Source organism: Aureibaculum luteum, assembly GCF_003449015.1.
Lineage (GTDB): Bacteria > Bacteroidota > Bacteroidia > Flavobacteriales > Flavobacteriaceae > Aureibaculum > Aureibaculum luteum.
Map to the genome: position 1 here is coordinate 212,911 of NZ_QRGD01000001.1, position 24,674 is coordinate 237,584.

General features: G+C 34.0%; 14 protein-coding genes. 4 read left to right on the forward strand and 10 right to left on the reverse strand.

The window, feature by feature from the left end; all coding sequences use genetic code 11:
• Nucleotides 1–110: 110 nt before the first annotated feature.
• From D3P13_RS01070 to D3P13_RS01105, 8 genes are all read right to left on the reverse strand, one after another.
• Nucleotides 111–1,994 (reverse strand): alpha-amylase family glycosyl hydrolase, encoded by a 1,884-nt coding sequence (locus D3P13_RS01070; RefSeq protein ID WP_117879451.1) that lies wholly within the window; start codon nucleotides 1,992–1,994, stop codon nucleotides 111–113.
• A gap of 6 nt (nucleotides 1,995–2,000) precedes the next feature.
• Nucleotides 2,001–3,122 carry an alpha/beta hydrolase gene (locus D3P13_RS01075; RefSeq protein WP_117879452.1) on the reverse strand — a complete coding sequence of 374 codons (1,122 nt, stop codon included), beginning with the start codon at nucleotides 3,120–3,122 and terminating at the stop codon, nucleotides 2,001–2,003.
• A gap of 68 nt (nucleotides 3,123–3,190) precedes the next feature.
• Nucleotides 3,191–5,071: a glycoside hydrolase family 13 protein gene (locus D3P13_RS01080; RefSeq protein WP_117879453.1), complete on the reverse strand. Its 1,881-nt coding sequence runs from the start codon at nucleotides 5,069–5,071 to the stop codon at nucleotides 3,191–3,193.
• A gap of 39 nt (nucleotides 5,072–5,110) precedes the next feature.
• Nucleotides 5,111–7,225, reverse strand: coding sequence for a glycoside hydrolase family 97 protein (locus D3P13_RS01085; RefSeq protein ID WP_117879454.1), 2,115 nt, complete (start codon nucleotides 7,223–7,225; stop codon nucleotides 5,111–5,113).
• 16 nt (nucleotides 7,226–7,241) lie between these two features.
• Nucleotides 7,242–9,533, reverse strand: coding sequence for a glycoside hydrolase family 65 protein (locus tag D3P13_RS01090; protein WP_117879455.1), 2,292 nt, complete (start codon nucleotides 9,531–9,533; stop codon nucleotides 7,242–7,244).
• 57 nt (nucleotides 9,534–9,590) lie between these two features.
• A complete protein-coding gene (pgmB, locus tag D3P13_RS01095; protein ID WP_117879456.1) occupies nucleotides 9,591–10,250 on the reverse strand; it encodes a beta-phosphoglucomutase in 660 nt (219 codons plus the stop codon).
• A complete protein-coding gene (locus tag D3P13_RS01100) occupies nucleotides 10,251–11,615 on the reverse strand; it encodes an MFS transporter (protein ID WP_117879457.1) in 1,365 nt (454 codons plus the stop codon).
• A 181-nt stretch (nucleotides 11,616–11,796) separates the two neighbouring features.
• Nucleotides 11,797–12,828 carry a LacI family DNA-binding transcriptional regulator gene (locus D3P13_RS01105; RefSeq protein WP_117879458.1) on the reverse strand — a complete coding sequence of 344 codons (1,032 nt, stop codon included), beginning with the start codon at nucleotides 12,826–12,828 and terminating at the stop codon, nucleotides 11,797–11,799.
• A 208-nt stretch (nucleotides 12,829–13,036) separates the two neighbouring features.
• On the opposite strand from D3P13_RS01105, the gene D3P13_RS01110 reads away from it, so the two are divergent.
• The 4 genes from D3P13_RS01110 to D3P13_RS01125 all read left to right on the forward strand — a co-directional run bounded on the left by D3P13_RS01110 (nucleotide 13,037) and on the right by D3P13_RS01125 (nucleotide 22,130).
• Nucleotides 13,037–15,997 carry a SusC/RagA family TonB-linked outer membrane protein gene (locus tag D3P13_RS01110; protein ID WP_117879459.1) on the forward strand — a complete coding sequence of 987 codons (2,961 nt, stop codon included), beginning with the start codon at nucleotides 13,037–13,039 and terminating at the stop codon, nucleotides 15,995–15,997.
• Between the two features lie 10 nt (nucleotides 15,998–16,007).
• Nucleotides 16,008–17,873: a RagB/SusD family nutrient uptake outer membrane protein gene (locus D3P13_RS01115; protein WP_117879460.1), complete on the forward strand. Its 1,866-nt coding sequence runs from the start codon at nucleotides 16,008–16,010 to the stop codon at nucleotides 17,871–17,873.
• A gap of 18 nt (nucleotides 17,874–17,891) precedes the next feature.
• Nucleotides 17,892–19,241: a SusE domain-containing protein gene (locus D3P13_RS01120; RefSeq protein WP_117879461.1), complete on the forward strand. Its 1,350-nt coding sequence runs from the start codon at nucleotides 17,892–17,894 to the stop codon at nucleotides 19,239–19,241.
• Between the two features lie 117 nt (nucleotides 19,242–19,358).
• Nucleotides 19,359–22,130 carry an alpha-amylase family glycosyl hydrolase gene (locus D3P13_RS01125; protein ID WP_117879462.1) on the forward strand — a complete coding sequence of 924 codons (2,772 nt, stop codon included), beginning with the start codon at nucleotides 19,359–19,361 and terminating at the stop codon, nucleotides 22,128–22,130.
• Nucleotides 22,131–22,302: 172 nt separating this feature from the next.
• Here D3P13_RS01125 and D3P13_RS01130 read toward each other — a convergent pair whose 3' ends face one another.
• Together D3P13_RS01130 and D3P13_RS01135 are read right to left on the reverse strand one after the other, a co-directional pair.
• Complete coding sequence (locus D3P13_RS01130) at nucleotides 22,303–23,739, reverse strand: Gfo/Idh/MocA family protein (RefSeq protein WP_117880219.1); 1,437 nt, start codon at nucleotides 23,737–23,739, stop codon at nucleotides 22,303–22,305.
• Nucleotides 23,740–23,749: 10 nt separating this feature from the next.
• Complete coding sequence (locus D3P13_RS01135) at nucleotides 23,750–24,670, reverse strand: hydroxypyruvate isomerase family protein (RefSeq protein ID WP_117879463.1); 921 nt, start codon at nucleotides 24,668–24,670, stop codon at nucleotides 23,750–23,752.
• Nucleotides 24,671–24,674: the final 4 nt, after the last annotated feature.

Sequence of the window (24,674 nt, forward strand, 5' to 3'; positions counted from 1 at the left end):
ATATTTTTAAAAATTTGGGACGCCCCACTTCTAAATTTCAATCTAACGTTTAGGCAACTCTACTTGCCATTCGACTCCGCTCAGGCTGAAGGAAGGGAATTTTATTACTCTTATTTTAATTTCAAAATAAAGGACTCTAAAGGTTCTACATCTATTCTAATATAACCCAACCCCTTTTCTACTTTTAATGTGGGTTTATTTTTATGATAGATTTGGTCTTCCGTTTCATATTCCCCATCCTTTAAATTCCATTTTTTGATAATATCATTGGGTACCTGCAAGTCAAATCCATAGTGATTACTGTCATTAAAATTTGAAACAATTATTAATTTTTCAGCAGCATCCCAACGTACATAAGACAGCACCTTATCATTATACCATTCCGTATGGTATCTATTATGATGATGAATATCTTGATACGCACCCATCATCGCTGAACTATTAATGGTAAAGTTTAACAACCGCTTATAAAAATCTCTTAGAGATTTTTCCTCATCGGTAGATGAACCTCCATCAAATTTTTTATCATTCACCCAGCGTTGTAAATTTGGTACGCCAATATAATCGAAAATAGAAGTTCTCGATGGACTTCCAAAACCTGCATTCTCTGCACCAGGCTCACCCAATTCTTGACCAAAATAGATTAAAGTTGGTGACGTACTAATAGTTGCAGAAACAACCATTGCCGGCTTTCCTTTTAAGGCATTACCCGCAAATTCAGGACTTGCAATTCGCTGTTCGTCATGATTTTCTAAAAAATGAAGCATGTTGTGCTCAATATCTTTCTTCCATTTTTCAATATCTGCAATATGATCAGTAGAGCCATGCCCTTGCATAATATTCTTAATGGTATCGTATAGTTGTACTTTATCGTATAGATAATCCATTTTCCCTTTACGGATATAATCTCGATACAAATCAGGATTGTACACCTCAGCCATTAAAAATGCATTTTCATTTTTCATCTTTATAGCAGAATTCATATAACTCCAAAACTCAACAGGAACCATTTCAGCCATATCATATCGAAAGCCATCTACTCCCATTTCTATCCAATACAAAGCAATATCTTTAAATTTAATCCAAGAGCTTGGCACTTTTTTATCCTTCCAAAAATCAAAATGCTTTTGATAATTTTTATTCTCAAAGCCTTCTGGTAATTCATTAAAGTCCTTTCTACCGTCGGGGCTCACCCCATAATTAATCTTCACCGTTTCATACCAGTCATTTACATCTGGTTGAGCTGCTCTTGAACCATTACCTGTCCATTTTGCAGGATATTCTTCAAACCTATGATCAGCAAGTGGATTATTTTCACCCCCTAGCGGTTGATACCCATTTTGCCATTCAGGTACTTTAAAGGCCTCTCCTGGAACATAATAAAAATTATTATTGACGTCATAAACAACTGTTTTGTCATCTTTAGCACCAAAATCATCTACCCCTTCTGGATTAGTTAATCCTTGATAATTACGAGCAACATGGTTGGGAACAATGTCAATAATCAGTTGTAATCCGACTTTGTGTGTGCGTTTTATTAAGGCTTTAAATTCGGCTAATCTTTTAGCAGGGTTATCGGCTAAATCAGGATTAACATTATAATAATCTTTAACGGCATAGGGAGAACCAGCACGTCCTTTAACGACGTCAGGGTCATCATTTGATATACCAAAATCTGTATAATCTCTAATTACATCATGATGAGGAATACCTGTGTACCAAATATGAGTTACCCCTAAATCCTTAATTTTCTTCAACGCTTTATCCGTAAAGTCACTAAATTTTCCAACTCCATTTTCCTCGATGGTTCCCCAAGGTTTATTTGTTGAATTTGTGTTTCCAAATAATCTCGTAAACACTTGATAAACCACTTTTTTATGAGTACTTTTTTCTATTATCATAGTTTGTTTTTCTTCTGGTTGTTTTTCTTTATCACATGCCATAAATAGGGTAACTAGCATAAAGAATGATATATATATATTATTTGATTTCATTGATTCCTATTTAAACAGCCATAGTATTGCTTCTTCAAATCCATTTCTCCATAAAGCTTCATTATGCTTACCTCCAAGAACTATTTTTTTTGCTAAATTCTTATGTTTAAAACCACTTTTTTTCATGGTCTCAATTACATTATCCATAGCTTCAATGGCACTATTATCCTCTTTATTTCCCATTAAAAAGTAAGCTTTTACAGTTGATTTTTTACTATGCTCCTTCGTAAAATCAATTACCTTGTCTGAAAACCAAAAAGAAGGTGAAAATACGCCCACCTTTCCAAAAACTTTAGGATATTTTAATGCAGCGTAATAAGAAATTAATCCGCCCATAGAGCTTCCCATAATGGCAGTATTTCTACCTTGTGGTTTGGTTCTAAAAGCACTATCTATTTTCGGTTTTAAAGTTTCCGCTATAAATTGGACATAGGCTTCACCTTTTCCTCCACCATAACTATTATTTCTCCAAGGTGAGTACTCGTCAATCCTATGTTTTGAACCATTGTCTATCCCTACCACTATTATTTTTAACTTCTTTTCAAGTGCCAATTTATTAAGTGTTTCATCGACAGCCCATTCGTCAGTAAAAGAAGTTGCGGCATCAAATAAATTCTGCCCATCTTGCATATATACAACAGGATATTTTTCTTTAGAAGAATTATAATCTGGTGGTAAATAAACCCAAATTCTGCGTTTTCTTTTAAGTTGTGGAATATGTATTGCTTTATAAAATAATTTCACATTTGGAGATGCCGTTGAATTCACAACTTTTTCTTGAGACCAATTTTCTATAGAAATATGTACCGTATCATTTGGCATATTAAAAATGTATTCTCGATTTTCAATTGTATAATAATCTTTATCCGTTTCAACGGACGCCCAAGAACCTTTTGTAAATTTAAAAAGAATAGCTTCTTCTTCAGGTAATGTAATTGAATAATTATTTTTTTGTTGCTTTAATTTATATTTTTCTTGACCTCCGGTCCACCCTTCAAAGTTTCCAGTAATATAAATATCCTCTTTGGTGGTGCTTTTAGGATATTTAGTAACAACAAAAGTGACTTGAGCCAGACTTATCTGAACTATTAATAAAAAACTTACTGTTGACAATATGGCTTTGTTCATTTTATTGAAGTCCTAAAAACATACCACTATCCCTTTTAGGAAAGGAACAGTTATTATTTACGGTAGCTTTACAGTTTTGTTGTTAATAATATCACTCCTCTGTCATTAATTTTTAATGGACCTTTCCAAGTAATTGAATCTTCTGAGATCATATTTTTTAAAGTTTTATCATCTAAACCCATTTCTTCAAAACGCTTTAAATCTAACGCAATCGAATTCTCATTTTTATTCAAAATCATTACCACAGTTTCATCGCCCTTCATTCGAAACAATACATAGATTCCATTTTCTGGTGCAAAATGTATGGTTTTACCTTTGTGAATGGCTTTACTTCCTTTACGATAATTCAATACTTTTTTAAGAAAATTCTGTACATCTTTTTGCTCATCTGTTAAGCCTTCTCCAGTAAAAGCATTTACCGTATCATTTTGCCAACCTCCTGGAAAATCAGTTCTTATTAAGCCATGGTCTCCTGGTTTTTCAGCATCACTCAATAACACTTCCGTACCATAATATATTTGAGGTACTCTGGGCAATAACAATACCGATGCTAAGGCCATTTTTGTTTTTACATAATCTTCATTCAGCTGTGTATGAATTCTACTCATATCATGATTGTCTGCAAAAATCATGATATCTTCCGGTGTTGCATAATGAAAATCATTCGCTAAGCCTTCATATAATTTCACCAACCCTTTATCCCATTCTTCATTTTCATTTAAAGCAGCTACAATATTATTTTGCATTGGAAAATCCATGGTAGACCTTAAATTGGACTCATAGCCATCCTTATTTTCAGCTCCAGTTTGCCAATACCCTACTAATAGCGGATTCATACTCCACTCTTCTCCTACAATACTAAAATTCGGATATTCTTTCATAATTGCCCCTGCCCAATCAGACATAAATTCCTTATCGGGATAAGGATAGGTATCTTGACGAATCCCTCCCAATTCCAACGTTTCTATCCACCAAATACTGTTTTGAATAATATAAGTGGCCATAAAAGGATTTTTCTGATTTAAATCAGGCATGCTATCTACAAACCAACCATCATTTAACTGTTGCTTGTCTAATTTAGAGGCATACATATCTTGATTAACTGTACGTCTATGGTTTGATTTTAAAATCTCTTTTTTGTTTAAGAAACTTTCTTGCTGATTAATCCAATCATTAAAAGGCAAATCTTTCATCCACCAATGTTCTATACCGCAATGGTTAGCCACTTGATCCATTACCAATTTCATCCCATTTTCATTTATTTTCCCAGCAAGTTCTTTATAGGCATCTAACGTTCCAAAACGTGGATCTACTTGATAAAAATCTGTGATTGCGTACCCATGATACGAAGATTCTGACATATCATTGGTCAACAATGGTGTTGGCCAAATTGTGGTAAACCCCATATCTTTTATATAATCTAAATGATTAATCATCCCTCTTATGTCACCACCATGTCTATTATAATCTTGTTCTCTATTTAAGGTTTGATCTTTTAGACCAGTTACTTGATCGTTAATAACGTTTCCATTTGCAAAACGATCTGGAGTAATTAAGTAAATGGCATCTGAGCTGTTAAAACCTTCATAGGTATCAGCCTTCTTTTTACGTGCATTTAACGTATAGGAATACCGAATTGTTTCCTTATTTTCTTGCTCAAAAACGATCTCAAACGCTCCCGGTTTGGTATCTGAATGGATGTTAAGATTTAGAAATAAATAATTTGGACTCGTCCCTTTTTTAATACTCATTAGATGAACACCATCGTAAGAGATACTCGGAACAGCATTGCTGATATCATTACCTTTTATCAATAATTGCAGATTATTGTTTTCAAAGCCTACCCACCAATTAAGTGGTTCTACGCGTTCTATTTGGGCACTTGCAGCTATACACATTGTCAGAAATATTTGACCTAAAATAATTAATCGTTTAAAATCGTTTTCCATAAATCTAGTCTTTTAAATTAAAATAAAAAAACAAGGGTATTATTTAATTTCCTTTATACTTATTGCATAACCTCCGCCAGGAACTGACAGTTGTGATAATTTAGATGTATTGGTTACTTTTTTAGTCTTAATAGTATACGCTTGGGGATTGGTTTTATAATGAGCATCCTTAGCATCTGCATAAATTGTTGCGATATACTTTTTCCCTTTTTCTAAAAAATTAAATTTTATGTTCGATTTTCTTGCATCATTTCCATTTACATTACCCACAAACCAATTATTTGATCCTTTTTCTTTACGTGCTACAGTGATATATTTTCCAGGCTCTGCTTCTAGATAGATACTTTTATCCCAATCAATGGCAACATCTTTTATAAATTGAAAAGCGTCCATAAATTGCTCATAATGTTCAGGCAAATCGGCTGCCATTTGCAACGGGCTGTACATGGTTACATATAATGCCAATTGATTCGCAATGGTACTATTAACATGAGAATTGTTGTTTGGACTAAATTTACTGATTTCCATTTCAAAAATACCAGGTGTATAATCCATTGGCCCACCGATTAATCGTGTAAAAGGTAAAATAGTGACATGGTTTGGTTTAGACCCTCCAAAGGCTTGAAATTCTGTACCACGAGCAGATTCATTTCCAATCAAATTAGGATACGTTCTACTAATACCAGTTGGCCTAACCGCCTCATGAGCATTAACCATAATTTTATAATCTGCTGCTTTTTCAATAGCATATTGATAGTGATTTACAATCCATTGGTTATAGTGATTTTCGCCTCTTGGTAAAATATCACCAACATAACCACTTTTAACAGCGTCATAACCATTGTCTTTCATAAACTGATACGCTTTATCAAGATGACGTTCATAATTTCTGGTTGATCCTGAGGTTTCATGATGCATTATCATTTTTACACCTTTTGATTTGGCATAAGCATGTATTTCTTCAACATTAAAATCGGGATATGGTGTAACGAAATCAAATACATAATCCTTCGTTTTTCCAAACCAATCTTCCCAACCTTCATTCCAACCCTCCACCAAAACGGCATCAAAACCATGTTTAGCAGCAAAATCTATATATCGTTTCACTTTGGTATTGTTTGCACCATGGGTAGCATTCGGTTTTACTTTTGAATAGTCCGTAACACCAAGTTGTATTGCAGATAACTCATCGGTATAAGCCCATGAGCTTTTACCCGTAATCATCTCCCACCAAACCCCAATATATTTAACGGGCTTAATCCATGAAGTATCTTCTATTTTACTAGGTTCATTAAGGTTCAACGTCATTTTTGAAGCTAAAATATCGCGAGCATCATCACTTACCATAACAGTTCTCCAAGGTGAATGTGAAGGTGCTTGTATATATCCTTTATCACCATTGGCATCTGGTGTTAACCATGATTCAAAAATCATATTTTCATCATCCAAATTAAGGTGCATGCATGAGTAATTAATCAATGCTGCTTCATGAAGATTAATGTACAAACCTGAATCTGTTTTCATAATTAATGCTGTTTGTACGCCTGTTGGCGAAAACTGTTCTTGAGAAGCATTATCTGTTATTGCAGCATCAAATTTCCCACGAATTTCTGACAATTTAGATTCTGTATAATTATATTCTTGCGTGTCATAATCTCCTGGAATCCAAAATGCAGTATGATCGCCTGTCATTGCAAATTGCGTTTTCTCCTCTTTTATCACAAAGTAAACAAGATTCTTTTGTTCAGGAAATTCATAACGGAATCCCAAACCTTCGTTAAATAGACGGAAACGAATTAAGACAATTCTATCTGTAGTTTTTTGTGTTAATGTAACCGCTAATTCATTATAATGGTTTCTAATTTCCTTTTCTTCACCCCAAACTGGAGTCCAAGTTTCATCAAACGTTGATGTTTCCGCTTTAGAAATTTCAAAATCATTCAACAATGATTTTTTATCATTTTTTAATTCTAAACCTAAACTACTCTTCTTTATAACCTCTTGTTCTTTATACTTGAGTTGATAGGTTGGCGTACCTTCATTGTTAAGTGAAAATTGCATTTTCATTTCCCCGTTTGGAGATTTCAACTCTTGTGCGGTTACCAGATTATTGATAACGAGAAAAGCGATGAGTGTAAAAATTATTGACCTCATTTTATACATTTTTAAATTATTTTATTGAAACAGTAACAGGTTTATCATTAACCATAATATCTATAGAATTGCCCTCTAACAATTCAAAAGTTGTTTCATTATGACTGGTATTTACTTTTATAATATGATTTCTAAAATTTACCTTAAAAGAATATGATTTCCATTGTTCAGGAATTTTTGGTTCAAATGACAGCGTGTTTTCCGTAATTCGCATTCCACCAAATCCCTCTACTATACTCATCCAAGTACCTGCCATGGAAGTGATGTGCAAGCCTTCCTCAACTTCATGATTATAGTCATCTAAATCTAAACGAGAAGTTCGTAAATAGAATTGATAGGCCTGTTCCATTCGGTCTAATTTTGCGGCTTGAATACTATGTACACAAGGTGACAATGAACTTTCGTGCACTGTAAATGGCTCATAGAAATCAAAATGACGCTCTAATTCTTCCGTAGTAAATTGATCTTCAAAAAAGTACATCCCTTGTAAAACATCAGCCTGCTTAATATATGGAGAACGTAAAATTCGATCCCATGACCATTTTTGATTTATTGGACGTTGCGATTTATCTAAATTGGCAACTGTAATCAATTCTTTGTCTAAAAAGCCATCCTGTTGTAAATAAATATCGTGCTCTTTTGAAAAAGGAAAATACATGTTATCTGCTACTTTTTTCCATTGCTCTAACTCTGAGGTAGAGATATTAGTTTTATGAGTAATTCTATCATAATCAGCAGTAAATTCTTTGGAAACTTTATTAATATTTTCCAATGCATAATTAATACACCATTTAGCTAAATAGTTTGTGTAAAAATTATTATTTACATTATTTTCATATTCGTTTGGCCCTGTAACACCTAGAATGACATACTTATTTTTAGCCGTAGAAAAAGTAGCACGTTGCTCCCAAAATCTAGCAATACCGATAAGTACCTCCAAACCCTTTTCAGGAATATAACTGTAGTCTCCAGTATATCGATAGTAGTTAAAAATGGCAAAAGCAATAGCTCCATTTCTGTGAATTTCTTCAAATGTAATTTCCCATTCGTTATGGCACTCTTCGCCATTCATAGTAACCATTGGATACAATGCTGCTCCATTTTTAAAGCCTAATTTTTCAGCATTTTCAATAGCTTTTTCTAAATGGTTATATCTATATTTTAATAAGTTTCTCGCTACTTGCTGATCTTTAGTTGCCATATAAAATGGGATACAATAGGCTTCCGTATCCCAATAGGTACTTCCTCCATATTTTTCACCAGTAAAGCCTTTCGGACCAATATTTAATCGTGAATCTTTACCTAAATAGGTTTGATTCAGTTGAAAAATATTAAATCGAATTCCTTGTTGGGCTTTGACATCTCCGTCGATGGAAATATCTGCCATCTCCCAAATTTTGGCCCATGATTCTTTTTGTGTATTCAACAGGTTATTAAAACCAAGTGCTTCTGTTTTTGCTAAAACATTTTTTGCAGCACTCACTAATTTATCAGCGGAATGATTACGATCAACCGTATACCCACCAAATTTGTGAATGGTAAACGTTTCATTTTGCTTTACATCCTGTTCATACATAAAAGCAATGAATTGTGGCTTTTTTCGTATAACTGGTTTTATGTTTAAAGAATTATTATTCAGAAAGAAATGGGATTCCATAAAGGTGCACGTATGAAAATTAGTTTTCATAGTATGTGCTTCTATAAAAGCCTGTTCGTCATTTTCTGTAACAGTTGTCGTATTCCAAAACGTATCATCCCAATTAGAATCTTCATTTGTAATGCCACTATCTAAATACGGTTCAAATAAAATAGTAACGTCATTATTTAATGGTGTAACTGTATATGAAATGGCTCCAACCTCGTCTAATTCTAAACTTAAAAACCGCTTAATATCAACCTGAACTTCTATTCCACTTTTTAGCGTAGCTTTAAAATTACGAGACAACCACCCTTCTTTCATATTGAGTTCTCGCTTAAAATTATCCACTTTTTCACAAGTAAATAAATCTAATTGCTCCCCATTTATAGCCACATTAATACCAATCCAACTTGGTGCGTTTAGTACTTTTGCAAAATATTCAGGATAGCCATTTTTCCACCAACCCACTTTGGTTTTATCAGGATAATAAACACCGGCTATATAACTACCTTGAAAAGTAGCTCCAGAATAATCTTCTTCAAAATTGGCACGTTGTCCCATAGCACCATTACCGATGCTAAATAAACTTTCTGAAGATTTTACCTTTTCTGGATCAAATCCTTCTTCAATTATTGACCATGCATTTGGTTGTATATATTCTTGGTTCATTTTGATATTAGTATTAAGGTATTAGAATTAAGTCGATTTTATGTACAATCTATCTACTTAGTTTCCGGCCAACAAACCGTTTAAAAAAGCATTGTCCATTTCTGTAAAATCGTTAAAATTATATTGAGCTTCTGATAAAATATTATTATCACCGATGCCAATACTTATCATATTTGCTTTGTTGGCAGCTTCTATACCAGCAACAGCATCTTCAAAAACAATGCAATTATCAGCCTTTACTCCCAATTGTTCTGCTGCTAATAAAAAAACTTCCGGATCTGGTTTTGCTTTGGTTACATTATTACCATCTACAATAGTATCAAAATAAGATAACAAGCCTACTTTTTCTAAAATAGGTTGTGCGTTTTTACTTGCCGACCCCAGTGCTATTGGAATTTTACGTTTTTTTAGAAAATCTAAAACTCTACCAACATCTGGTAGAATTTCAGATGCATCCATTTTATCAATATACTTTAGATAATCTACGTTCTTTTCGATCATCCAAGTATCAAACTGATTTTTAGTCGCTGCAATTCCACCAATATCAAGTAGAATTTCCATACATCTTTTTCGACTTACCCCTTTAAACATTTCATTTTGCTCAATAGTAAATTCAAAGCCTAATTCACTAGCTAAATCTCTCCAAGCCAAATAGTGATATTTAGCAGTATCAACTATGACTCCGTCTAAGTCGAATATAAATCCTTTTTTATTCATTTAATTTTCATTTAAATTTTCGTCAACATCTTTTACTTTTGCTACTAAGAGGGCAGCTATTAAGAAACTGACTCCACTTGTTACCAATGCAAAAATTGCATGATCGTTATATAAATATTTGACTAATGGCCCGCCGATTATAGCATTTATAATTTGAGGAATTACAATAAAGAAATTGAAAATACCCATATATACACCCATTTTTTTTGGATTGATTGAACCCGCCAAAATAGCATAAGGCATTGCCAAAATACTAGCCCAAGCAATACCCACACCTACCATCGAAAGGATTAACCAATCTTCGTTAGGCATAAAATAAATTGATATTAAACCTAGGCCTCCAATAATAAGAGAAGTAGAATGCGTTTTTTTCCTTCCTATTCTTTTTGCGATATAAGGAAGTGTAAATGCAAATAATGCAGAAACCAAATTGTAAACTCCAAATAAAATACCAACCCAATCACCAGCATTTTGATAGGTCTCACTGCTATTATCACTTAAAGGTAGTCCATATATATGTTGTGCAATTGCAGGCAGAGCAAAAACCCACATTCCAAATAGGCCAAACCAAGAAAAGAACTGTACCCAACTCAATTGCCGCATTGTAGCCGGCATTTTTTTAAAATCTTCAAAAATATCTAATAAGCTAGACTCTTTTTCTTCATCAACTATTTCTATGACACCATCTTCAGAAAGATTACTTTCAATTTGCTGAAGTTCTTCAGGAGAATACTCTTTCGTTGTAACAATTGTTATTAAAATGGATACTATCAAAATAATCGCTCCAATAACAAAAGACCAAATTAAGTGCATAGGTACACTTCCTTCTTCTGATACATTTGAAATTCCAAACCAATTGGTTAATACATACGGTAACCAAGAACCTATAACCGCCCCAAAACCAATTAAAGCCGTTTGAATACTGAATCCAGCTGTTCTTTGGTCTGTTCTTAAATTATCTCCTACTAAAGCTCGGAAAGGTTCCATAGCGATATTAAAAGAGGCATCCATAATCATTAAAAAACCAGCACCCACCCACAAAGCAGGTAAAAAAGCAATAAACATATCAGCTTGAGGCATCAATATTAATCCAATAGATGCCAATAAAGCACCTACTAAAAAATAGGGTTTCCTTCTACCAAACTTCCCCCAAGTTTTATCACTATAATGACCAACAATAGGTTGAACAATCAACCCCATTAGCGGTGCAATGATCCAAAACCATGAAAGCTCATGCACATCAGCACCGAAAATTTGAAGAATCCTACTGGCATTAGCATTTTGCAATGCAAAACCCATTTGTATTCCTAGAAATCCAAAACTCATGTTCCAGATTTGCCAGAAACTTAGTTTCCTTTTTTCCATAAATAAAATATTAACAACGAGATAATAGCCCAATGAAAATCATCGGCCAAATTTTTTGTGTGAAGTGTAAAACGTATTTTGAAACATTCACTCTTTTATCTAAAACAAAAGGGCAAATATCAAATTAAAACTTGCGTTTTGAAGTTCAAAGATATAAATAATTTTTTTATAAATAATTTTTTTATTCTATTTTTTCTGTAGACTCTCTAATTTTTAAATCAGTTGAAATCACTTTATAATCATAATTCATATCAGGTTCCTTTTTTTGAATTCTATCCAATAACATAGCTGTTGCCTGCTCCCCCATCATAAAACCATGTTGTACAATTGTAGACATTGCAGGTGTAGAAAATTGAGATATCAAACCATCTGTAAACCCTATAATAGCAACATCTTCAGGTATTTTATATTTTTTTTCTTTCGCAACTTTCATCGCAATTGCAGCAAAAATTTCATTTACACCTATTATAGCGTCTGGCCAAACTTCTAAACTATTTAAATACGTCTGAATTTGTAAGTAAAGATCCGTTTTATCATTCACTCGAAATAGTAAACGATCATCTACTTCTCCACCTCTTTCTTCAATCGCTTTTTTATACCCCAAACTACGTAGAGCACCAACATTAACATGATCTGGTGTTGACAATATACAAATACGTTTACGTCCAATATCCATTAAATAATTAGTAGCTTTATAACCAGCACCTTCATCATCAACCACTATTTTATCACAATTTACCTCATTAGAAACTCTATCAAATAAAACAAGTGGAATGTTATAATCTTCCAATTCTTTGAAATGATCATAATTTCCTAATTCCAAAGTTTCCTTGGCTATGGAAACCAAGACTCCATCTACACTTCCGTTAGATAACATGGCAAGGTTTAATTTTTCCTTTTCGTATGATTCACTAGACACACAAACCATTACATTATAGTTTCTCCCATTTGCCATTTTTTCAATACCACTTATAATTTCCGAGAAAAAATGATGCACAATCTCAGGAATAATCACACCAATAATCATGGTCTTCTTATTCCTTAGTTTTAAGGCCGTCATATTCGGTCTGTAATGATAAAAATCAGCGAAGGCTTTTATTTTCTCACGTAACTCTATACTAATTTCATTACTATCATTTAATGCTTTTGAAACTGTTGAAGTTGATACCTCTAATTCTTTCGCTATGTCCTTTAATGTGATTTTCGCTTTCATCGTAATTTATCAAATTCTAAAAATATTGGTCTTTTTTTGATGGATTTTATCGTTTTTCACAACGATTCTATCAAAAATACAAAAAGTTGTCAACACGAAACCGTTTTCGTAAGGTTTCGCTTTTGTTAATGTTACGTTAACGTGGTAACTTCACCAAGTGAAATGTAAAAGTATTGATTTTAATTAGTATTAACTCAAATTAAATTAAATGAGAAATTTTAGAAAAGCCTTTTTTGGCGTCTTATTTCTTTTTCCACTAATAGCAATGGCTCAAATTAGTGTAAAAGGAAAAGTAACTGATAAAGCCACCGGTACTGAATTACCAGGTGTAAATGTTATTGTAAAAGGTACTACAAATGGTACCGTAACTGATTTTGATGGTCTTTACACAATTGATAATGTAAATATTGGAGACATACTAATATATTCATTTATCGGATTTAACAATGTAGAAGTTGCCATAAAATCTAACGAAGATATTAATGTAATACTAGAAGAGTCAGCAGAAAGCTTACAAGAAGTAGTTATTATAGGTTATGGTACTACTACTAAAAAGGATGCTACAGGTGCTGTTTCATCTGTAAAAGCAGCAGACATTAATAAAGGTGCAATTGCCTCACCTGAACAATTATTGGTAGGTAAAGTTGCTGGTGTTCAAGTGACGACAGGTGGTGGAGCACCCGGTACAGGAAGTACCATTCGTATTAGAGGTGGTTCTTCATTAACGGCTACTAACAATCCTTTAATTATTATTGATGGTGTTCCTATCGATAATGAAGGTGTATCTGGAACTAGAAACCCATTAAATATTGTAAACCCAAATGATATTGATTCTTATAGTATATTAAAAGATGCATCTGCAACTGCTATTTACGGTTCTAGAGCATCAAATGGTGTAATAATCATTACTACTAAAAAAGGTAAAAGCGGTGGTATTAAAGCTAATTATTCAGCTAACGTATCTGTTCAAGAGAACACTCAATTTGTAGACGCCATGTCTGCAACTGATTTCAAAGGATATGTAAATGCTAATGGAGTAGCTACTGACATTGCCCTAATAGGAAACGCTAACAACAACTGGCAAGATGAGATTTTTCAAACCGGTATGGGTACAGACCATAATATAAGTCTTTCTGGCGGTAGCGATAAATTTAATGTAAGAGGTTCTATGGGATACACCAATTTAAATGGTACCTTAAAAACTTCTAAATTAGAAAGAGCGACCTACTCTATAAATATTGGTACTAAATTTTTTGACAATAAGTTAAAAATTGATCTAAACACTAAGGCTTCATTAATTGCCAACCGATTTGCTGATCAAGGTGCAATAGGAAATGCAATATCATTTGACCCTACACAACCTATTTATGACAACAGCTTACCTTTTGGAGGTTACTTTGAATGGACAAGCCCTATTGATGGTAGAGCTATCCAAACTGGAGCTCCTAGAAACCCATTGGCATTATTAGAACAAAGAAGAAACGAATCGAGTGTAAAACGTTTTATTGGAAATATTCAATTTGATTATAAAATGCATTTTTTACCAGATTTAAGAGCAAATCTTAATCTAGGTATCGATAAATCAAGTTCAAAAGGTTTTAATAATATCTTTAATTCTTCCACTACACAATTAGCAGATGGTACTAATTTAGGGAACATGGCTACTTATAATCAAGAAAAAGAAAATCAATTGTTAGATTTTTACTTGAATTATGTAAAAAACATTGAATCTATTGACAGTAAAATAGATGTAATGGCAGGGTATTCTTACCAAAATTTTTTAAATGAAGGTGGAGATGTCAGTAACTTACAAGATATGAGCATCAGCCAAATAAGCGACTATTCTAATATTCTTAATTTACAATCATTTTTTGGTAGATTAAATTACACCTTAGCAAATAAGTATTTATTTACATTTACCTATAGAGCAGATGGATCTTCTAGATTTAGAGGAGATAACAAATGGGGGAAATTTCCTTCAGCTGCCTTTGCTTGGAAAATGAAAGAGGAGTCCTTTTTACAAGATTCTAATACAATCTCAGATTTAAAACTAAGAGTAGGTTGGGGTATTACGGGGCAACAAGATATAGGTGACTATAATCCTGCTTTAGCAACCTATTTGCTAAGTAATAATACAGCCCAATATCAATTTGGAAATGGTTTCGTATCAACTTATAGAGCAGAACCATATAATACCACATTAAAATGGGAAGAAACTACTACCTATAACTTGGGTTTAGATTTTGGTTTTCTTAATGATAGAATTAATGGTAGTATTGATGGTTATTTTAGAGAAACCGTTGATTTGTTAAACTTTATCTCCTTTCCTGCGGGTTCCGCATTATCAAATGCAGATAACGCCAATATAGGGAGCTTAGAAAACAAAGGGGTTGAATTGACTTTGAATTTTATTCCTATAAAAACGGATGACTTAGATTTAACATTAAGCCTAAATGGAGCTTGGAATGACAGTGAAATTACCAAATTAACCACTAACGAAAGTGCCGATTATGAAGGAGAACCAACTGGTGGTATTTCTGGTGGTGTTGGAAACAACATTCAAATTCACTCTGTAGGCTATGCTCCAAGTACTTTCTATGTGTATGAGCAAGTTTATGATGCTAATGGAAAACCATTAGAAGATGTTTATGTAGATAGAGACGGAGATGGTTCAATAACTTTGGATGACAGATATAGATTTGAAAATCCGAATGCAGACATAACACTTGGTTTTGCTACTGATTTAAATTATAAAAACTGGAATTTTACAATGTCTTGGAGAGGAAGTTTTGGAAACTACGTCTATAATAACGTAGATTCTAATTTAGGATTTAAACTTAATTTATTAAATACAGCTTTCCCTGATGTTATTTCTAACGGTGTAGAAAACATTTTAGAAACTGGTTTTATAAATGGAGGAACTGAAAGATACTTATCAGATTATTACGTACAAGACGCTTCGTTTGTTAAATTAGACAATATTGGTATAGGTTATAATTTTAATAGTGTCTTTGGTGAAGGCACTAACTTGAAGCTAAATGCTACTGTACAAAATGCATTGATAATTACTGATTACGAAGGTTTAGATCCTGAAGTTTTTGGAGGAATTGATTACAATATTTATCCAAGACCAAGAATCTATACGTTAGGTCTTAATTTAAACTTTTAAATAGATAAAGATGAAAAAACATATTTTTAAAATAACCATTTTAAGTGTCGTGTTGGGTTTATTTACCTTAACATCATGTTTAAACGAATTAGACACGTTACCTAATGATGATGATATCGCATTAGCTGACGAAGTATTTAACGACCCTGCAGCTTACAAACAAGTATTGGCAAAACTATATGCTGGTTTGGCTATAAGTGGTCAAGAAGGCCCTGCGGGTGCTCCAGACATCTCAGGTATAGATGAAGGTTTTAGTCAATACTTAAGACAATATTGGTTGGCACAAGAAGTAACTACTGACGAAGCAGTTATCGGTTGGGCAGATGGAAGTTTACCAGATTATCACGAACAAGATTGGAATTCAGGTAACGAATTTATTAGAGCTTTATATAATAGAATTTTTTATCAAATAAAAGCATGTAATACTTTTTTAAGCCAAACCACACCAGAACTTTTAAGTAGTAGAGGTGTTGACGGTACATTATTGACAGAAATAAATACCTATCGTGCAGAAGCTCGTTTTTTAAGAGCTTTAAGTTATTATCACGCAATTGACTTTTTTGGAAACGTACCATTTAATGATGAAAATGATCCAGTGGGTTATTGGACACCTGAACAAATGAGCAGAGCTGATTTATTCAATTATGTTGAAAGTGAGTTGTTAGCTATCGAGAGCATATTAACTCCGCCTATGGCAAACGAATATGCAAGGGTAGATCAAGCAGGAGCATGGGCATTGCTAGCTAAATTATATTTAAATGCTGAAGTGTATACAGGTCAAGCAAAATATACAGAGACTATAACGTATGCAAATAAAGTAATAAATGCAGGTTATACCTTAGAACCTGATTATGAAAATTTATTCTTAGCAGATAACCATACGGCGAGTGGTGTTATTTTCCCAATAGCCTTTGATGGTTTACATACACAGTCTTATGGAGGAACAACCTTTTTAATACATGCGGCTATCGGTGGTTCAATGGCACCAGCAGATTTTGGAGTTAATAGTGGTTGGGGTGGTAACCGTACTACAAGTGCTTTAGTAAACTTGTTTAATTACACATTTAATAGTACTGCTGCAAATAATGCTATTGGAGCAGCTTCTAATTGGGGTATTGTAGGCGACCTTACTGATTGGGGAGGTCAATCTGATATGATACTGTACCAAACAGAAACTGCTAATGTGTATCAGGCATACTATCAATTACCTGATGCTGAATTAAAGTTCAGACCAGATAATGCTTGGGGAAGTGATTTTGGTGGTGCAGATGGAAATATTGTTGTAACTGCTGGTTTATATAAAATTACTGTAAATACAGCTGATAAAACATACACACTCCAGTCTTTAGCTGACGCAAGAGCCATGTTCTATACTGATGGTCAAAATTTAGAAATTACTGATATCCCTACATTTACAGAAGGTTATGCAATCTCTAAATTCAAAAATGTAGATAGAGACGGCAATGCCGGTTCTGATGCTAGTGGTAACTTTACAGATACAGACTTTCCTTTATTCCGTTTAGCAGATGTATATTTAATGTATGCAGAAGCTGTCTTAAGAGGTGGTTCAGGAGGTGATGAAACTACAGCAATGGGTTATGTAAACCAACTAAGAACACGAGCTAACAGCCCTGTTCAAGTTAGTTCAATTGATCTTGACCTTATCCTTGACGAAAGAGCAAGAGAATTATACTGGGAAGGACACCGCAGAACAGACTTAATTAGATACGGTAAATTTTCTGATGGAACTTATACTTGGCCTTGGAAAGGCGGTGCAGAAGACGGAGTTAGTACTTCAAGCCATTTAGATTTGTTTCCAATACCATCTACGGATATGAATGCAAATCCAAATCTGCAACAAAATACAGGTTACTAAATAAAAAAAATTAAACAGATGAAAAATATATTTTATAAATTATTGATCTTAGTTGTAGCTCCGCTTCTAATAGTGAGTTGCGATGACAAGGACGCTCTGGCTGAGTTAAATTCAAATGCCAGTGTAACTGCCAATTTATCGAATTCTAGTGTGGTATTAGAAGCTACAAATGCAGATGCAGAAGCCTTAACAATTACTTGGTCAGAACCTGATTTTGGTTATAATGCGGCTCCTTCGTACACTATTTACATGGATAATGCGGGAGATAATTTCAGCAAACCTGAAAAAGTTTCTGTGGGTAAAGAATTGCAAAAATCATTAACAGTATCACAGTTAAATGCCATCTTATTAAAATTAGAATTAGAGGAAGGTACACCTGCTGATGTTGAAGTAAAAGTAATTGCTGAATTAGGTGATTATAACGGTGTAGAATCTAGTGCTCTGGTTTTAAATGCTTCTGTATATCAAGATAAATTAGATTTATCTACTACTTGGGGTGTTGTAGGCTCTGCTACAGTAAATGGTTGGAACGGTCCAGATGTTCCATTCTATACAACAAGTACAGCAGATGTATATGTCGCTTATACGACATTAACTGATGGAGACATTAAATTCCGTCAAAATAATAGTTGGGAATCTCCGAACGTAAATTATGGTGACGACAATGCTGATGGTAGTTTAGAAGAAGGTGGAACAGATATTGCTGTTACCTCTGGAACCTATAAAATCACTTTAAACCTAAGTGCTTTAACCTATACACTTGAAGAATATTCATTAGGAATTACTGGATCTGCAACTCCTATAGGTTGGCCTGCTGACCCACAAATTATTCCTGATGCTCAATTTACATATGATTCTTATTCTGATTCATGGAAAGTAATCATTGCTCTATCTGATGGTGATATTAAATTCCGAACAAATGATAGTTGGGATACTAATTATGGTGATACAGGTGCCGATGGCACTTTAGAATCAGCAGGCGATAACATAACAGTTACTGCTGGAAATTATATAATTACCGTTGATCTTAACAATTCAGAATATGAATTGGAAGCAATAGATCATATTTGGGGAATTACCGGATCTGGTTCACCTACAGGTTGGCCTGCTGATCCACAAATTATTCCAGATGTGAAATTTACACGTGATTTTAGCACTGACGATGACATATGGGTGATTAATAGCATTGACCTTACTGCTGGTGAAATTAAATTCCGTGCAGATGACAGTTGGGATGTTAATTATGGTGATACTGGTGCTGATGGAACATTAGAATCAGGTGGTGATAACATTGCGGTTGACGCTGGTTCTTATAAGATTACTTTAGACTTAAGTGATTCTAGTAGTCCTAAATACATATTGGAATAATAAATACAAATTAGTTTTTATTATCTAGTTCATTAAAGGCTGTTTGTGTTTGCATAAACAGCCTTTTTTCTTTAATTTATAAACGAGCATAGAATCTTTAAATAAAAAATAAATACTATGAAGAAAATACTACTCTTATTAATTTTCCTAAGTTCTTTGCTTTCACAAGCACAATTATCATGGCAAGGAACCACTACTCCTGAAGCAAATTCTTCAGACCCTGTACTATTATTTGATGCTACGGGAACACCTTTAGAATCATATACCGGAACAATCTACGCACATACTGGGGTTACAACCGATGACACAAACAATTGGGTAAATGTAATTGGAGATTGGGGAGTCAATACTTCTCAGCCTTCTCTTACACTCGTATCAGGAAATTTATACAGTTTAACTTTTACACCTAGCATCCTATCGTTTTACAATAACCCTTCAGGCACAATCACTGCAATTGATATGGTGTTAAGGAGTGCAGATGCTAATTCACAAACCGGTGACTTAAACATTACTGTGGGAGGTTTTCAAATAACTATTACAGCACCATCCAATGATATTACATTATTAAATTCTGGAGAATCGTTGTCTGTTTCCGCAACCTCTTCCCTTGAAGCAAATTTTGTTTTAAAGGCTAATGGTACAATTATTGACACGAAAAATAATATCAAAACTTACAGTTATAGCCATACAAATATAACTGCAAACATCGATTACACTCTTGAAGTAACAAACGCAAGCCAAACAATTTCTAAAACTTTTATAGTCAAATTAATACCGACAGTTACCGAAGCACCAGTACCGACAGGAATGCTGGACGGCTTTAATCTCGATGCTTCTGATAACACAAAAGCCACTTTGGTTTTATATGCACCCGAGAAACAATTTGTAAATCTCATTGGCTCGATGAACAATTGGACGCCTGATGACACCAATTATCTACTAAAAAAAGACAGTTCAAAAGATCGTTTCTGGATAGAACTTACAGGCTTAACGCCTCAAACTAATATTCTTTATCAATATTTAGTTGATGGATTGATACGAATTGCAGATCCATATTCTACTACCATTTTAGATGAAAGTAATGACCAATACATCAACAATACAACCTATCCTAACTTGCCAGCTTATCCAACAGGGCTAACAACACATGCGGTTACATTATTAAGAACTGGAGACACACCGTACGCCTGGCAAAACACAAATTTCCAAGCTCCTGCAAAAACCGATTTGGTGATTTATGAATTACTCATAAGAGATTTTGATGCCCTACATAGCTTTGATGCTGTAAAAGCAAGATTAGATTATCTTCAAGATTTAGGAATTAACGCTATTGAATTGATGCCGGTAAGTGAATTCGAAGGTAATGAAAGTTGGGGCTATAATCCATCATTCCATATGGCATTAGACAAATATTATGGATCTCCAACTGCTTTTAAACAGCTTATTGATGAATGCCATAATCGTGGTATCGCAGTAGTATTAGATGTTGTGTATAATCATGCTTCAGATCAAAACCCTTTTTACAGAATGTGGAATACCGATAATGGTGGTTATGGTGGACAAGCAACGACAGATAGTCCGTTTTTTAATCAAGAAGCAACACATGCTTATAGTGTATCTAATGACCTTAACCATAGTAAACAAGCCACTAAAGATTATGTAAAACGTACTACTCAATATTGGATTGATGAATATAAAATTGACGGTTTTAGATGGGATTTGACCAAAGGCTTTACGCAGAATTGTACTTCCTTAGATGAAGGATGTACAGGGAGCTATCAAGCTGACCGAGTTGCGGTACTAAAAACATATGCAGATTATCAGTGGGAAAAAGACACTGATTTCTATGTTATTTTTGAACATTTAGGAGGAATTACAGAGGAGACAGAATGGGCAAATTATCGTTTGAATGAAGGTAAAGGCATAATGCTTTGGAGTAATCTTAACGGAAATTATAGTGAAGCTACGATGGGTTATAACGCTGATGGAAAATCAGATATTTCGTGGATAGATTACCACGAACGAGGCTGGTCAGTTCCTGCCAATGTCACCTATATGGAAAGCCATGATGAAGAACGCGTAATGTATAAAAACCTAGAATTTGGTAATTCAAGCGGTAGCTATAGTACAAAAACCTTAGCCACAGCCTTAGATCGTATGGAATTGGCAGGTGCCTTTTATTTTACAATTCCAGGTCCGAAAATGATTTGGCAATTTGGCGAATTAGGTTATGACATAGGTATTGACGAAGGAGGAAGAACAGGGAATAAACCTATTTTATGGAACTATTATACTGAACCTGATCGAAAAGCAATTTACGATACTTGGGCAAAATTAATAAAGCTTAAAAAACAAGTTCCCATTTTTAAAACCAATAATTTTAATTTAAACGTAGCTAATTCAAACGGACTAAAAAAGATTCATTTAACAAATGATGATTCAAATCCCGATGTAAAACACATTACTATTATTGGAAACTTTGGTTTAACAACACAAATAATAAGTCCTGAATTTCAACAAACCGGAACTTGGTATAATCTTTTAAATGATAATGAATCAATAACTGTAGTTAGTGTAAGTGCACCAATAAGCTTACTCCCAGGAGAATTTAAAGTATATGGAACAAGTGCAGTCACTTTAGGTGTTGAAAATGTCTCAATAAATGATTTGGTAAGTATTTATCCAAACCCAATAACGGATTCATTTAAAATTAGCACTGCAACCAATAAAGTAGCTATTTATGATATTTCAGGACGAATGGTAAAATCATTTAATGGAAGTTTTGAGCAAAATAAAAGTTTTGATATTTCTGATTTAAAACCAGCTATTTATTTAGTTAAATTACAGTCAGAATTAGGTTTTGCAACAAAAAAACTAATTAAGCAATAACTAAAAAGACCTCATAACACCGATATTTCGATGTTGTGAGGTCTTGGTTTTTGTGTCATTCCGACGAAGGAGCAACCTCATTAATAGTACTTGTCATTTGAACAGATTCCTCGTTCCTCGGATAACAGTAATAAATTAAATCTCAAGTCTATATCTTATCTCTAATACCTATTTAAAGCTTCCACCCTTCTCTATAGTTTCTTTTTACATATTTATTGGCTGCCTCAAAGTTAGTCACTCTCATATTTTCAGCATCCCACAACAAACGTTTTCTGCCATTATATTTTGAACCTCCCCAGAAACTAGCTTTATCTGCCTTAGGATCTACTTCAAAATAAGCTTTTAGAGCTAAGTTACCGATAAGAATACTTTCCGTAAATGGACCTGCGTAGTCAAAAGAAGAACTGGTTTCTGCATTTCCATATCCGGCAATACATGCATTAACCCATTGTAAATAATGTCCTTCAGGAACTCTAGCAATAGTTTGTTCAACTTCGAATTGTTCGTTTAACGATAAAGGAAGTAATCTTGGGTTAGCACCATAGCAATCTGCCAATAGTTTTCCTTTTGAACCAATAAATAAAACGCCACCATCCCAGTTTCCTAATGCCTCATCATCACCAAGTTCATCAGGTCTTTCGGGTAATAATCCACCATCCATCCAAGAAACTTTTATTGACCCCTTACCATCTGTTCTCGGATAACTTAGGTGAATTTTACTTGAATTTGGAAAACTTTTGGGGTAATCAGCAGTTTCAAACTTACCTTTAAACGAATCAGATACGCTACATTCCACTTTATTAGGATAAAGTATTGGTAAAATTCTGTAAACAGGATCCATTATATGACAAGCCATATCACCTAATGCACCCGTTCCAAAATCTGACCATCCTCGCCAATCAAAAGGTAGGTATGCATCATTATAATCACGCATTTCCGCGGTACCCAACCAAAGATCCCAATTTAATCCTTTTGGTATTTTGTGCTTTTTAGTTGGTGTTTGCAAGGCTTGTGGCCAAATAGCTCTATTGGTCCAACATTTAACCGTATGCACATCACCTATTATTCCTGTGTCATAAATTTCTTTCATTTTTCTAACCCCATCACCTGATCCTCCTTGGTTTCCCATTTGGGTAACTACTTTATATTTTTTTGCAGCCTCTGTTAACATTCTAGCTTCCCAAATATCATGCGTAAGCGGCTTTTGAACATAAACATGCTTACCCATTTGCATTGCCATATAAGCAGCAACGGCATGATTGTGGTCAGGAGTAGAAACAGAAACAGCATCAATGTTCTTACCTTCTTTCTCTAGCATTTCCCTAAAATCGTTGTAATAACTAGCTTTTGGAAAAGACTCTCGTGACTTAACAGCTTGTCTATCATCTACATCACAAAGTGAAACGATATTGACAAAGGGGCTTTTGGCAAAAGAGGAAATATCACTTGCTCCTTTTCCTCCTGCACCAATACCAGCAATATTTAATTTGTCACTTGGCGGAACAAATCCCTGACCCATAACGTGTCTCGGTATGATGCTAATTCCCGTAGCTATTACCGCTGATTTTTTAATAAATGATCGTCTGGTTGATTTACTTTTTTTACTCATTCTTATGTATTTAAAATTTTGAAACTTCTTTATATGCATTAATTACTGCTGATTCACCCTCTTTATTTTCCCTTGAATTTCCATGCTCCATTCCTAATATCCCTGTATAATTCTTCGAATGAATAAATTTAAAAATATTTCTATAATTAATTTCACCCGTAGTAGGCTCTTTTCTTCCTGGATTATCTCCTATTTGGAAATACGCAATTTCATCCCAAGACTGTTCTATATTTGGAATAAGGTTACCTTCTTGAATCTGTTGATGGTATATATCGAATAATATTTTACAAGATGGTGAATCTACAGCTTTGCAAATTTGATACGCCTGTGGCGATTCAGATAAAAACAAACCAGGATGATCTCTAAAATTCAACGGCTCTAAAACCATTGTTATATTATGGGGTTCTAAAATTGCCGACGCTTGCTTTAAAGTCTCTATGACATGTTCCGTCTGAAATTCTATATTTTGACGTAAATCTACATGACCTGGTACAACAGTCATCCATTTCGCATTTACTCTTTTAGCAATTTCAACAGAAGCAGTAATTTCAGCTAAAAACTCAGCTCTTTTTTCTTTATTTCCCGACGCTAAATTGGGCTCTTTCCAATAAATTTTATGTGCCACAAACACGCCCATTTCAAGATCTCGCTTTTGCATTATTTTTGCAATAGCCTCTTGTTCAACTACAGTTCTATTTCGCATTTCATTATCTTCAAAAGCAGTAAAACCCTGATCTGCTATAAAATTAAGTTGTTCACTAATAGCTTTACCTGCTAAATTTTCAAACATTCCTTCATGTGGAGCAAATTTTAAGGGAAAGATTTCCTTTTTAATACCCTTATTATTGCTATTCAAAGCAAATAAGGAAGTACTCGCCAATGCAAAAGAACTTGCAAGTGCCGTTTTTTTAAGGAAGTTTCTACGTTGCATGGTT